Origin of the sequence: Dyadobacter sp. 32 (assembly GCF_902506755.1) — a bacterium.
Lineage (GTDB): Bacteria > Bacteroidota > Bacteroidia > Cytophagales > Spirosomataceae > Dyadobacter.
Window position 1 is genome coordinate 4599144 of sequence record NZ_LR735258.1, and the last position, 12671, is coordinate 4611814.

Sequence of the window (12671 nt, forward strand, 5' to 3'; positions counted from 1 at the left end):
TTTTTTAAAAGAAAATTTACAGACATTTGTTTTCACGTAGGCCATGGTTCATGACCTGCGTTTGCTCATTAGCCATAGAAAACAAATTTCTGTATTATGAAACATCCATTTCTTCAACTGCGATCTTTCCTGATCGTAGTCGTTTTTATTTTTTCAAGTGATCTATTGTCAGCGCAAAGCACACGTAAGAGCGATCTGATCATCAAAAGAGATAGTACCAAAATTGAAGCGCTCATCATTGAGGTCAATGAACTCACCATCAGGTACAAGAAGTACAGCGACAAAGAGGGACCCGATTTTTCACTGGCTAAAAAAGATGTGGCTTCCGTTATTTATGGAAATGGTGAAGTTGAGCAATTTGCCGCTGCGCCTGAAATCTATTTCGATGAGGCGCCCTTGCCGGTGACACCCTACGAAAGTGAAGGTGCGGTCAATCGTTATAGGCGGGGTTCGGTTCAGTCTCTCGATACCCGACAGTTGAATTTTAACTATTCGTTTTACCTTAAAAAGGCAGCCAAATATAAAACGATGAGTGTTGTTGGTGCCTCTCTGGGATCACTGATGACTATTGCGGGGATTATTACCGCTTCCGCCGCTGTGCGTGACATGAATGCTGCGGGAGGGTCTAGTTCTCAGGCAATAGATTCCAGGTTTGCGGGTGGGGTAATGCTTACTACCATGGGAATATGTGCCGGTATTCCCCTGACCATCATCGGTGTTGTAAAGCATAAGAGCTATAACAAAAAGGCACTTTTGGTAAAGGAAGAACTGCAGCGCAGAAAGGCTCCACTTACATCCATACGTATAAGTCCGGGCTTTGATCCAGTAAGCCGTTCGGCAGGTGTTAGGCTCTCCATGGTTTTTTAAGAGCAAATTCGTCATGTCAATGGCCCGATAAAATTCAGGTAGCCAAATTGACGAGCGGACTGGATTTAAGCACTTGGTTTCAAGATTATTGTGCTGCAACTTTTAGGCGTGGTCACAAAAAAAGCGGAAAGAGTTAATTTCTTTCCGCTCCGAAGATTCTTGGCTAACTTTTAGAATTTGAACGCAATACCTGCCTTGAGAGCAGAAGCATTGTATCCTACTTCAGCAAAAACAGCCATGTTTGGCTTGAAATAATATTTAGCCCCCGCAAACGCTCCAAAGAAAACACCATTTCCGTAAGAACTGTTGTAGCCAATACCGTCATAAGAATAGTTGGCAATCCTGAAACCCAAAGATGGCCCCGCGTACAGGTCAAGCTTTTCATTGGTAATAAAATGTTTTCCAAAGTGATAAGAACCACGACCGCCTACGTAAAAGAAATTGTATCTGATATTGCTTCCGACCCATCCATAATTCCAAGAAACAAAGTCAGCTTGTGCTCCAACGCTTATGTACTCATGAATGCCGGCTTCGAACGAAGCACCTAAGCCTATTCCACCACCATAGGTTCCGCCGAGGTTAAGGCCAACATTTAACAATTTATCACCTTTTTCATACTGAGCGAAAGCTTTTTGAGTTGACAAGCTCAACGCCGCGGCAACAAAAAACAAGAATAGAGTCTTTTTCATCGTAATAGATTGGTTGTTGTTAATTAATATGAATGCAAAATAAAGCCTTTATTATGAACCTGCAAAACCCATCCCAACGGAACTTAGTAATCGGTTCATTAAAGGTGATGAACGGGCTTCTTCACCTCACAATTTCCCCAACATTTTAAATATTCTTCTTTAACTTATCTTTAAACACCTTTTTGAACTTGTCCAGCTTTGGAGCCACTACAAAGGCGCAATAGCCCTGATCAGGGTTATTGGCGAAATAATTCTGGTGGTAGTCTTCGGCTATGTAAAACTTAAATGCTTTCGTAATTTCTGTTACGATCGGCTTGGGATAGGCCCCCGATTTATCCAGTTCTGTCCGCGCTTTTTCAGCCAATTGTTGTTGATCTGCGTTGTGGTAGAATATAACAGAGCGGTATTGCGTACCTACGTCATTTCCCTGTTTATTGAGTGATGTGGGGTCATGGCTACGGAAAAAAGCCTCCAGTAGCGTTGCATAGCTGATCACTTTGGGATCATAGGTAACCTCCACACATTCTGCGTGTCCGGTTTTACCCGTACACACTTCTTCATAGCTCGGGTTCGCTATCATACCCCCTTCATAGCCCGATACGACCTTTTTGACCCCCTCCAGCGACTCCATCACCGCCTCGGTACACCAGAAACAACCGGTGCCAAAGGTGGCCACTTCCATTCCCGCAGTATCTATATTTTTTTCATCCATCACAGCGGCTTCATTATTTGCTTTTCTTTTCTGCTTTTTTTCGGATTGTGCACAGGATATCACAACCACGCAGCACAAAAAGATGAGTGTGAAGAATGGAATGGTTGTTTTCATCATGATGACCAGAATTAGATTTTTGTAAAAAGTTAACGATAAATATTTCAAGAAAGTTTATTCCGGGAATAAACGAGATATTTACGAAATTTGTGTGCGAAAAGATTGCCAGTTTTCGCTCAGCCGTACTTTTGCTCCCGATCAATTCTCCCACCTATGACTTATTTGCATTTCAAGGCACTGCATATCATTTTCGTTGTTAGCTGGTTTGCCGGGCTATTTTACATGCCCCGACTTTTCGTGTACCATACCGAGGCCAATCAGAAGCCGAGTCCTGAGCGAGAGATCCTGTTGGCGCAGTTTACCAAAATGGAAAAGTTGCTGTGGAATGCCATTATGACACCGGCCTGCTGGCTTGCCCTACTTTGTGGAACCGCCATGCTTTACCTCAGTCCGGCCTTGCTGGATCAGGACTGGATGCGTCTGAAGCTGCTTTTTGTGGTGGGACTATTGGCTTATCATTCTTTTATGAGGAAGCTATTGCTGGGCATAAGGCAGGAAAAATTTCGGTTCACATCGTTTCAGTTACGCCTGTTCAATGAAATCGCCACGATCTTTCTATTTTCCATTGTCTTTCTGGTGGTTTTGAAAAATACGGTGGACTGGCTTTGGGGAGTACTTGGGCTGCTTGTTTTCGCCATTCTGATCATGAGTGCGGTGCGGGTTGTGAAGCGGGTCAGGGAAAGGAAGGGATCTTAAAACTTTTGGAACAGCGGAAGTATAAAAAATGCCGCTCCTGAAATCAGGAACGGCATGTGTGCCGGAGATGGGACTCGAACCCACACAGGGCAACCCCCACACGCCTCTGAAACGTGCGTGTCTACCAATTTCACCACTCCGGCATAAATCAGGTCGGCAAAAATAGTAATAATTTTGTGAATGCCTCTTAAAGTTTGAGAAACCGTAGGGGACTTCCTCCACTTTTTTTTCAGACCTCGACCGATTCGTACAGGGCTGGTATCAGAACGTGTTTGTAACCAGCGTTTTGAAGTTTAAGTTTAAACGCGACCTGGGTTTCGTATTCGCCGTGTACCAGAAACACTTTCTTCACGCTTGCTGGATTCTGGCAGGAAAGAAAGGCAAGCATTTCCTGGTAGTCGCCATGACCGGAAAATGAATCCATCACTTCAACACCACATTTTACATCAAACATTTCACCAAAGATATTCACCTGTTTGTCACCGCGTTTTAATGCGCCTGCCAGTGTGTTGGGCCCGGCATAGCCAACGAGCAGGATGGTGCATTTAGGATCACCGATGTTATTTTTAATATGATGTTTGATTCTGCCAGCTTCTGCCATGCCCGATGCCGAAATGATGATGCAGGGTTCTGTTTTGTCATTTAAAGCCATAGACTGTTCCACGGCCGACACATAATGCAGGTTGGGGAAGGCAAAAGCATCGCCGTCTTTTTCGATGTATTCCAGAATTTCCGGATTGAAGCACTCATCATGCTCCTTCATGATGGTGGTAGCCCGTATGGCAAGCGGACTATCAATATACACCGGAATACGAGGGAGTTTGCCTGCACTCGACAGCTGGTCCAGGGCATAGATCAGTTCCTGGGTCCGGTCGATGGCGAAAGCGGGGATGATCAGTTTCCCCCCATTTTTCACACAGGTTTCACTTACGACCCGCAGCAGATGCGCGTGCAGATCCGATTCCTGTTCGTGGAGCCGGTCGCCATAGGTGGATTCACAGATGATGATGTCGGCCTGAGGGAAGGTGTCCGGTTTTCGGAGGATGTTGTCATCGGGCCGGCCTATATCACCGGTGAAGGTAAGCTGCTTGAAAGACCCTTTGTCGGGAATGCTCAGATGAACAGCCGCGCTTCCGAGCAAATGCGCTGCATCGGTAAGGTGTACGGCAATTTCATTGTTTTCACCCAGATGAAAAGTTTGACCGTAGCGCACAGTCCTGAACATGGTCAGTGCCTTTTCGGCATCTTCCGCATTGTAGAGCTCGTCCAATAGGGGTCGTCCCTGTTTCAGGCGGCGCTTGTTGATACGTTCCAGATCCTTGACCTGTATATGAGCGCTGTCGAGCAGCATGATCTTGCAGAGATCGGCCGTGGCAGAGGTGCAGTAAATAGGCCCCTGAAAACCCTGGCGTACCAGTCGGGGAATCAAACCTGAATGATCAATATGTGCATGTGACAATATGAGGTAGTCGACTTCGGCAGGTTTGAAACCGAAGTTCTGATTAAACTCGTCGGTCTGAATGCCTTGAAAAAGTCCGCAATCCAGGAGGATTTTTATTCCTTTTTCAGTGGTGATCAGATGTTTACTTCCGGTAACCGTGCGGGCGGCGCCAAAAAATTGTATTCGCATAGTTGTGATGATCGTTTCCGAAAGTAAGGTATTTTATTTGAGAAAAAGGTAAAGCAACATCTTAAGTGTAGCTGTACCTTCTACCCGGCTAAAAGCGTGAGGAAATCTTAAAATCAACAACTACATTAGTTGATGATCAGTTTCGAGAAAACGGAATTTCCCGTGGCCTCCTCAACTTTGAGCAGATAAATGCCTTTTCGTACGTCCGGCAGCGTTATGTGCTTAGTTTTTGTGGGAGTATATTTTTGTGAAAAGATCTCAATTCCTGCCGTGTTGAACAATTTCGTTTCAATCGTTTCTGATGATGATTGGATATTGATTTCGTGGGAAGCTGGATTGGGATATAACGAAAATTGACCACTTACTTCGACAAGGGCCCAGGTGATTTTGCTGTAAGCAAAACTTCCATCCAAATCTATCATTTTGAGTCGGTAATAGATGGGTAACCCCTTTTCGGATCTGGTATCAACAAAGGAATAAGCGTTTCCAATGTTGCTTCCGCTTATCTGATGAATTTTTACAAAACCTTTTTTGGGATTGAGACTTCTCTCTAACTCAAAGCGATCAAATCGGCTTTCTTCGGAAGTTTCCCATTCTACCACAATGTTTCCTTCCTTATATGAAGCATTGAGGCGATTAATGGTAACCGGCAACACACCCACGGCAATGGTAAAAGTACAGGAACTTTCGCATACATATAGCGGAAGTTCCTCGTTATTCGTAACGGTGTAAGTGATCTGGTGAATGCCGTTGCCTGCCACGGAAGGGTCGAAGGTGAAAGCACCTGCAGAACCATTAACCCCAGGCCCGGAATAAACAGAAACATTCGCGGAAGTACTTCCTCCTGTGAGCAGGAATGCGGGCTCCGAACTTCCGTTTACAGTCCTGTTGGGCGGGCAGGTCAGTGTTGGCGGAACTGCATCTGAGACTTGTATGGTTCCACTTCCATAGCCAATACATCCATTGTCATCAGTCACCGTAAATGAGTAATCATGAAGCCCAACGCCAGCAGCAGCAGGGTTGAAAAGGTTATCGGTAAAACCGGTTCCGGAGTAATCTCCTACGGTCATATTAGGTTGTATGTTACAGAGATTGGGTACCATAACCGGTCCCATTCCCGTGCAGTATGATTGCACCACCAACGCACAACTTGTAGGCACAACTGTGTATACGGAAATATTAAAACTACAGCTACTTTCCTGATTGTTTACGTCGAGGTAATTATAGGTAATTAAGTGATTGCCTTCACCTGCAACTGCGGGATCAAATACGCCTGCGGAAACACCCGTCCTGCTGTAGGTACCGCCAGAGATGGTAGCCCCGGAAAGTACAAAAGGCGAACGATTAATACAGATTTCCATGCTGGCGGGACATACACGCTGTGCATATGTGTAGACTGCTGAGTAAAAAGTGAGAATACAAATAATCAGGAATCTTAGTTGAAAATTGTAGTGCATAGGTGTTGTTTTTAAAAGTATAAATCAAGAGAAATTTTTGTTCGGGTTGTATTTATTATCAATAATTATTGTCAAAACGTGAAACGATTATAGCAAACACTACATAGTAATGTAATCCCTTCACCCTGCCAAGTTATACTTTTTATAAGCTTTTTCCAGTTTTTCATGATACTTGTTTGCCCTGTAGCCGGGGCCGTTGTACCCCTTTGCAAAGGCTTCCCACTGTTTGGCTTTCAGGTGTTTTGTCAGATTATTGACCTGAATATATTTGGCAAAAATCCTCAACTGATGACCCTCGCTTTCTTTCATTTCTGCTACAAACTGAACGATTTCGGAATAGCCAAGGGATTTGTAATGATAGCCCATTATCTGAAAAAGGCCCCAGGAGGCCGACGCATACGCAGCCTCAGTCACCCGGGAATCGTCCCGAATCCCAATCGCCTGGTCGAGGCGGGCGTATTCGCCTTTGCCGCCCACATAATGCTTTTTGGTCCAGGTTTTGTAAAGCACGTTTGCGTTGTTTTTAGCGAGTGGCACCGGATCGATTTTTCTTAACTCCAGCTGTTTCCAGAATTCGTGTCCTTCAAAAAGGATTTTGACGCGTCCATCTACCAGATATCCGCGTCCGCTGCTCTCAACTTCATTGACAGCCTTCACCACGGCCACTTCTATTTTCAGCTCCTTTGCCACACCTACAATGTCCTCTTCCTTCAGGAACAAATTTTCAATTTGGCTAAGGTTCACCGGTGCATTGTTGATGAGCCTGGTCCATGTTTTGGTATAAACGATCCCGTCGCTGACAAGCCCCATACTTTTTTGAAAATCCCTGACCACCAGATCTGTGGCAGCGTCAAAACTTCCGTTCACGATAATTTCATAACCAAATTCGTTGAGCAGCTCCTGGAGCATGGCTACGGCGTCACCCTTTGATCTTAGCTGAAGTTTTATCATGGGTGTGTCAGGATATCAGATTTTATAATTGTTTTGAACCGATAAAAACCTGGTTGGGCAGGTCAGCTAGGCAAGTACATACAGCGCATCGAGGTTCCGGCCAATGCCATCATAGTCGAGGCCATAACCGACCACAAACCGATTTTGAATTTCGAAACCTACATATTGCAAATCAACAGGCGTCTGCAAGGCCTCGGGCTTGTGGAGAAGGGTCGCCACGGCAACGGATTGTGGCAATTGCGCATGAACCTGTGTCAAAAGCTGCGCCATGGTTAGCCCCGTATCCACAATATCCTCAATAATAATGACATCCCGTCCCGCTATTTTTTCCTCCAGTCCAATGATCTCCCTGACCTTTCCGGTGGAGTGGGTTTGTGCATAGGACGAGAGTTTTACAAAGCTAATTTCACAATTGAGCGGAATATTTTTAACGAGTTCGGTGGCAAATAAAAAGGCACCATTCAGCACAACAATAAAAAATGGACAACGCCCTTCGTAGTCCTTGCTAATCTGCGTTGCAAGTTCCGCTATTCGGCTTTCGATCTCACTTCGGGAAATTAAAGGGACGAAGGTTTTATCCAATATGGTTACCATAAAGTCTGTTTTGTGAATCTCAATATTAACTCTTTTTTCAAAAACACGTCGTAACATAAACGTAAAATATAAAACAGGCGTTAATATTGACAGGATTTTGCCCCGAATATGAAAAAGTTATTGAATTTAAGCGCCGCACTCTTCATTCTCATTTTTGTTGCCCATTCCGTATCTGTCGCCCAATTGTACTCGTCTGCGGACCTGGACAAAAAATATGATATGGTTCTGAAAAACCCGGGTGTTCAGATTGAAGCCACTGAGGCGATCAATATGTTATACAATTACAGGTTTGAGGAAGCGGATAAAGAATTCCGCTGGCTTAAATACAGGTATCCTACCCACCCCATGCCGCACTTTCTGATGGGGCTTGCGGAGTGGTGGAAAATCGTTCCGAATACCGACAATGAAGCCTATGATGATACATTTCTGGCTCAGATGGATTCAACCATCGAACTGGCTGAGAAAATGTACGATAAAGGGGAAAGTAAAATTGAACCGGCATTTTTTCTCGCGGCGGCGTATGCTTTCAAAGGAAGGCTGTACTCCGAAAGGGAAAGCTGGACGAAAGCTGCCTTCGCGGGGAAAAGATCGCTTAAATATTTTGAAGTATGTAAAGGAAATGGTGATCTGACCCCGGAATTGCTTTTTGGGGACGGTCTCTACAATTATTATGCTGAATGGGTGCCCAAGGAATATCCGATACTGAAGCCTGTACTTGCCCTTTTTCCCAAAGGAAATAAAAAACTTGGCGAGAAACAGCTGGAAAAAGTGGGGAACAATGCCTTCTATACGCGTGTGGAGGCAAGGTATTTCCTGCTTCAGATTTACAGCATGGAAAATGAGTACGGCAAAGCGTACGAAATGGCCAAGTACATGTGGCAGACCTTTCCAAACAACCCTTATTTTGAACGCTATTTCTGCCGCACCGCTTTTGTAACGGGCCGGTCGGATGAGGCTTCGACTGCTGCCAGGAACATTTTGGATAAAATTGCAAATGGCATGCCGGGATATGAAGGTGTAAGCGGACGAAATGCAGCCTACGTCCTGGCTTATTATAATATGCAGTACAACAAAAATTATGAGGTAGCCAAAGAATATTACCAGAAGGCGATTGATTTTTCGGTTAAGACCAAATCTACCAGTGCCGGTTATTACGTGTCATCGCTGCTGGGCTTGGGTAAGATCGCTGAGATAAAAAAGGACTACGATGAAGCACTCCGATATTACAAACTAGCCGACGATAAAGCCGAAAGAAAGTCGAGCCAGCATACCGAGGCAAAAAAATCGATAGAAAATCTTAAAAAGCTTCGCAGGGATCAAAGAAGGAAGAGATAATGATCGTTGGTTTTTTTCGTGAATGTGATGCCTGTATCTGTAATCTCCCGCAGAATCTTCCGGTACGTTAAGCCCGTAGAACCCTGTTTGTGCCTGCCGACTTATTGAACGGTAGCGATTTCCACACCACAATAGAATACCTTAGATTGCTAAATATCAGCAGGTTGAGAACCTGCCAAAGGCTATTCCACACGCAAAAATCGGCAATCATGGCAAAGAAAGACACAAAAACAGGCAACGAAACACAGCACGAAGGAACCCCTCACTACTGTACACTGATCAACGCACCCGCCAAACCTCTAGCCCCTGACGTGACAGGCATGAGGTCCCGGATGATCGTATTGTTAAGGACCAAATGGGCAAACGGTACCAAACTAAAATACTATTTCTACAAGGGTTCGGGGGATGGCTCACCCGCATCTTGGAAAGGAACAGATGCGCAAAAAACCGTGGTGAAGCAGGCATTTGCAGCCTGGAAAAATGTGGGCATCGGTCTGGAATTTGAAGAAACAACGGATAAAAACGAAGCAGAAGTGCGTATCGGTTTCCAGCGGGGCGACGGATCCTGGTCGTATGTGGGCAGAGACGTGATCGACGCGGCACCTTCACCTGAAGAACGCACCATGAATTTTGGTTGGGATATTACCAACGAAATCGACACAGCCATTCATGAAATCGGGCATACGCTTGGTGCGCCACATGAGCATCAGAACCCGTTTGCCGGCATTGTCTGGGACGAGGAAGCCGTGTACGCAGCATTAGCTGCACCACCCAACAGCTGGCCCCGCGAAACGACTTTTCACAATATCATCCGTAAATTATCGCCCGGCGACGTGGAAGGATCTACACATGATCCCAACTCGGTGATGCATTATCCGTTTGGCCCGGGGCTCATCAAGGAGCCGGCACAGTTCCGGAGCGGAATCAACCCGGCGGGCGGGCTTTCGGCAAAGGACATGGAATTTGTTAAGAAATTTTATCCGCCACTCACCGCCGCCGACTACATTGAACTGAAACTTTCCAAATCTGAATTGCTCAATATCAAGGCCGGAGAGCAAAAGAATTTCCTATTCAAACCTACCACTTCCAAAAAGTACAAGATCGAGACGTTCGGTACCATGGATACCGTGATGGTGCTTTTTGAACGAACCGCCACAGAGGATATTTACCTTTCAGGCGACGACGACAGTGGTACGGATTTTAATTCCAAAATTAACATCCGGCTGATCAAAGGAAGGACTTATGTGGTCAGGTTACGGTTGTATTATGCTGAGCGTGAAGGTAGTGGATCGGTGATGGTGTATTAGGGCTTGTTGCATCACTTCTCTGTAGATCCCGGGCAACTGGGTTTCCATTACCCGTAGGCTATCTGCAAAAGAAAAATCCTGATTTCCGGTAAGGGAAATCAGGATCAACCAGTATCGGCAGGTTTTTGAAACGCTTACTGCTTTTTCAGTTTTGCGTAATGTTTGAAAAACAAGGGTATGGTTTCAATTCCTTTGTAGTAGTTGAACAAGCCGTAACTTTCGTTGGGCGAGTGCAGGGCGTCTACGTCGAGCCCGAAACCCATCAGAATACTTTTTTGGCCTAGTTCCTGTTCAAACAGGGCTACGATGGGAATGCTGCCGCCACCGCGGGTGGGAATGGGCTTTTTGCCAAAAGACTCTTCCATGGCAAGGGCTGCGGCTTCATATTCAATGGAGTCGGTTGGGGTGACGTAAGGTAAACCCCCATGATGCGGCGTAACCTTTACTTTCACCGACGCAGGTGCTATGGACTCAAAATGTTTTGTAAATAACGCACAGATTTCTGTATCCGTCTGGTGAGGAACGAGGCGCATCGAGATCTTGGCGTTGGCCTTGGAAGGGAGAACTGTTTTGGCCCCTTCACCAATATAACCGCCCCAAATACCATTCACATCCAGCGTGGGCCGCACAGAGGTCCTTTCGATGGTTGTGTATCCCTTTTCCCCGGCTACATCATCAATGACCAGATCTTTCTTGTATTCATCCAGATCAAATGGCGCGGCATTCAGGTCCGCCCTTTCGGCCTCTGTGAGCTCCTGAACGTTGTCGTAAAAGCCGGGAATCGTAATATGTCCGTCTTCATCTTTTAGTGAAGCGATCATTTCGCAAAGTACATTGATCGGGTTGGCTACACCACCTCCATACACGCCGGAGTGCAGGTCGCGGTTGGCTCCCACCACTTCCACTTCCATGTAAGTCAGTCCACGAAGGCCAGTTTCAATGGAGGGCACATCGTTGGCAATCATGCTGGTGTCGGATATGAGGATGGTATCGCATTGGAGCATTTCTTTATGCTCTTTGACAAAAAGTTCGAGGTGGTTAGATCCGATCTCTTCCTCTCCCTCAATCATCATTTTTACGTTGCAAGTCAGCGAGTCGGTGGCCAGCATGGTTTCCAAAGCTTTGATATGCATGTAAAACTGCCCCTTGTCATCACAGGCGCCACGGGCATAGATCCTTTCGTTTCGGATGGTAGGTTCAAAAGGGGGTGTGTTCCAGAGTTCGTATGGATCGGCCGGCTGCACGTCATAATGCCCATAAATGAGAACGGTGGGCAAAGAGGGGTCGATGATTTTTTCACCATACACAACCGGATGACCTGGTGTAGGGTATATTTCCACACGGTCGGCACCCGCTTCGGCCATTCGGTCACGCACATATTCTGCGGCCTTGATCATGTCCCCCTTGAATTTTGAATCAGCGCTTACGGAAGGTATTCGCAACAAATCAAGTAGTTCGTTCAAAAATCGGTCCCGGTTTTGCGCTATGTAGTTGTTCATGAAATCGGTGTATTCTGTTTGAATAATTTTTAAAGCCTGGTATAAAAAAGATTGGAGCCAAATATAAAAAATAACCCCTAAGGTATGAACCAGAGGGGCTATTTTGTGATGATTTTCAAGATATTATTGCTCCGCTCCTGGAAGTAAAATCCAGTGTCCGGAAAGCAACCAACTAAGCTTTTGATTTTTTAAAGAGATTCACGCGGTTTTCGTTACCGTTCAGCAGACGTATGATATTTTTCTGATGGGTAATCACCACGAGTACAAACATCACAAACCCGAAAACAATCAAAAGCGGTTCGGGCTGTCCGAAAACACCCAGCCAGGAAAGTACAGGAAAGGCCAGCGTTGCCAGGATTGAGCTCAGTGATACGTATTGAGATGCGATTAGTGTCAAAATAAAAATCGTAATACACACCAATGCAATTTCGGGATGGATAGCCAGTACCATACCGAGCAGGGTGGCGATACCTTTTCCTCCCTTGAATCCCACAAAAACCGGAAAAATATGACCTACAATCGCAATGATGCCAAATAGGATTTTATACATCAGAAGCTCTGTTTCACCAATGGTACTCATGTAAAATAAAAGTGAGGCCAGGCAGGTTGCCGTCCATCCTTTCAGCACGTCAATCAGCATTACAATGGTTCCTGCGCGCTTACCTAAAACCCGGAAAGTGTTTGTAGCACCGGCATTTCCACTTCCATGTTTTCTGACGTCAATTCCAAAATATCCGATTCCGTACCATACCGAACTCGGAATGGATCCCAATAAATAAGCTGCAACAATGGTAATTATTAATAAGGCAATATTCAT

12 protein-coding genes and 1 tRNA gene are annotated in these 12671 nt (G+C 45.5%); 4 read left to right on the forward strand and 9 right to left on the reverse strand.

Annotated features, from left to right (window positions below):
- Window positions 1–96 precede the first annotated feature (96 nt).
- Entirely contained in the window at window positions 97–867 is a 771-nt protein-coding gene (locus DYADSP32_RS18715) for a hypothetical protein (protein ID WP_149241324.1), read from the forward strand.
- Window positions 868–1037: 170 nt separating this feature from the next.
- Here the strand turns inward: DYADSP32_RS18715 and DYADSP32_RS18720 are convergent, their stop codons facing one another.
- Both DYADSP32_RS18720 and msrA read right to left on the reverse strand, forming a co-directional pair.
- A complete protein-coding gene (locus tag DYADSP32_RS18720; RefSeq protein WP_149241323.1) occupies window positions 1038–1556 on the reverse strand; it encodes a porin family protein in 519 nt (172 codons plus the stop codon).
- A 145-nt stretch (window positions 1557–1701) separates the two neighbouring features.
- Window positions 1702–2382 carry a peptide-methionine (S)-S-oxide reductase MsrA gene (gene msrA, locus DYADSP32_RS18725; protein ID WP_414618174.1) on the reverse strand — a complete coding sequence of 227 codons (681 nt, stop codon included), beginning with the start codon at window positions 2380–2382 and terminating at the stop codon, window positions 1702–1704.
- 156 nt (window positions 2383–2538) lie between these two features.
- Here msrA and DYADSP32_RS18730 point away from each other — a divergent pair, with 156 nt between their 5' ends.
- Window positions 2539–3081: a CopD family protein gene (locus DYADSP32_RS18730; RefSeq protein ID WP_149241322.1), complete on the forward strand. Its 543-nt coding sequence runs from the start codon at window positions 2539–2541 to the stop codon at window positions 3079–3081.
- 59 nt (window positions 3082–3140) lie between these two features.
- On the opposite strand, the gene DYADSP32_RS18735 is transcribed toward DYADSP32_RS18730, so the two are convergent.
- From DYADSP32_RS18735 to hpt, 5 genes are all read right to left on the reverse strand, one after another.
- A tRNA-Leu gene (locus DYADSP32_RS18735) sits at window positions 3141–3224 on the reverse strand.
- 86 nt (window positions 3225–3310) lie between these two features.
- Window positions 3311–4711, reverse strand: a complete 1401-nt coding sequence (locus DYADSP32_RS18740) for an MBL fold metallo-hydrolase (RefSeq protein ID WP_149241321.1) — start codon at window positions 4709–4711, stop codon at window positions 3311–3313.
- A 125-nt stretch (window positions 4712–4836) separates the two neighbouring features.
- Window positions 4837–6168 carry a T9SS type A sorting domain-containing protein gene (locus DYADSP32_RS18745; protein ID WP_149241320.1) on the reverse strand — a complete coding sequence of 444 codons (1332 nt, stop codon included), beginning with the start codon at window positions 6166–6168 and terminating at the stop codon, window positions 4837–4839.
- Between the two features lie 120 nt (window positions 6169–6288).
- Complete coding sequence (locus DYADSP32_RS18750) at window positions 6289–7119, reverse strand: N-acetylmuramidase family protein (RefSeq protein WP_149241319.1); 831 nt, start codon at window positions 7117–7119, stop codon at window positions 6289–6291.
- Between the two features lie 66 nt (window positions 7120–7185).
- Window positions 7186–7713 (reverse strand): hypoxanthine phosphoribosyltransferase, encoded by a 528-nt coding sequence (gene hpt / locus DYADSP32_RS18755; RefSeq protein WP_149244773.1) that lies wholly within the window; start codon window positions 7711–7713, stop codon window positions 7186–7188.
- 108 nt (window positions 7714–7821) lie between these two features.
- On the opposite strand from hpt, the gene DYADSP32_RS18760 reads away from it, so the two are divergent.
- Together DYADSP32_RS18760 and DYADSP32_RS18765 are read left to right on the forward strand one after the other, a co-directional pair.
- On the forward strand, window positions 7822–9048 hold the full coding sequence (locus DYADSP32_RS18760; protein ID WP_149241318.1) for a tetratricopeptide repeat protein: 1227 nt from the start codon (window positions 7822–7824) through the stop codon (window positions 9046–9048).
- Between the two features lie 209 nt (window positions 9049–9257).
- Complete coding sequence (locus tag DYADSP32_RS18765) at window positions 9258–10355, forward strand: M12 family metallopeptidase (protein ID WP_149241317.1); 1098 nt, start codon at window positions 9258–9260, stop codon at window positions 10353–10355.
- Window positions 10356–10489: 134 nt separating this feature from the next.
- Here the strand turns inward: DYADSP32_RS18765 and DYADSP32_RS18770 are convergent, their stop codons facing one another.
- Both DYADSP32_RS18770 and plsY read right to left on the reverse strand, forming a co-directional pair.
- A complete protein-coding gene (locus DYADSP32_RS18770; protein WP_149241316.1) occupies window positions 10490–11854 on the reverse strand; it encodes a dipeptidase in 1365 nt (454 codons plus the stop codon).
- A gap of 172 nt (window positions 11855–12026) precedes the next feature.
- Complete coding sequence (plsY, locus tag DYADSP32_RS18775; protein ID WP_149241315.1) at window positions 12027–12671, reverse strand: glycerol-3-phosphate 1-O-acyltransferase PlsY; 645 nt, start codon at window positions 12669–12671, stop codon at window positions 12027–12029.

Excerpts from the sequence above, each read along its gene's own strand:
- msrA (WP_414618174.1), bottom strand. The coding sequence starts at position 2,382 with ATGAAAACAACCATTCCATTCTTCACACTCATCTTTTTGTGCTGCGTG.
- DYADSP32_RS18765 (WP_149241317.1), top strand. The coding sequence starts at position 9,258 with ATGGCAAAGAAAGACACAAAAACAGGCAACGAAACACAGCACGAAGGA.
- DYADSP32_RS18750 (WP_149241319.1), bottom strand. The coding sequence starts at position 7,119 with ATGATAAAACTTCAGCTAAGATCAAAGGGTGACGCCGTAGCCATGCTC.
- DYADSP32_RS18770 (WP_149241316.1), bottom strand. The coding sequence starts at position 11,854 with ATGAACAACTACATAGCGCAAAACCGGGACCGATTTTTGAACGAACTA.
- DYADSP32_RS18715 (WP_149241324.1), top strand. The coding sequence starts at position 97 with ATGAAACATCCATTTCTTCAACTGCGATCTTTCCTGATCGTAGTCGTT.
- hpt (WP_149244773.1), bottom strand. The coding sequence starts at position 7,713 with ATGGTAACCATATTGGATAAAACCTTCGTCCCTTTAATTTCCCGAAGT.
- DYADSP32_RS18720 (WP_149241323.1), bottom strand. The coding sequence starts at position 1,556 with ATGAAAAAGACTCTATTCTTGTTTTTTGTTGCCGCGGCGTTGAGCTTG.
- DYADSP32_RS18740 (WP_149241321.1), bottom strand. The coding sequence starts at position 4,711 with ATGCGAATACAATTTTTTGGCGCCGCCCGCACGGTTACCGGAAGTAAA.
- DYADSP32_RS18760 (WP_149241318.1), top strand. The coding sequence starts at position 7,822 with ATGAAAAAGTTATTGAATTTAAGCGCCGCACTCTTCATTCTCATTTTT.
- DYADSP32_RS18730 (WP_149241322.1), top strand. The coding sequence starts at position 2,539 with ATGACTTATTTGCATTTCAAGGCACTGCATATCATTTTCGTTGTTAGC.
- plsY (WP_149241315.1), bottom strand. The coding sequence starts at position 12,671 with ATGAATATTGCCTTATTAATAATTACCATTGTTGCAGCTTATTTATTG.
- DYADSP32_RS18745 (WP_149241320.1), bottom strand. The coding sequence starts at position 6,168 with ATGCACTACAATTTTCAACTAAGATTCCTGATTATTTGTATTCTCACT.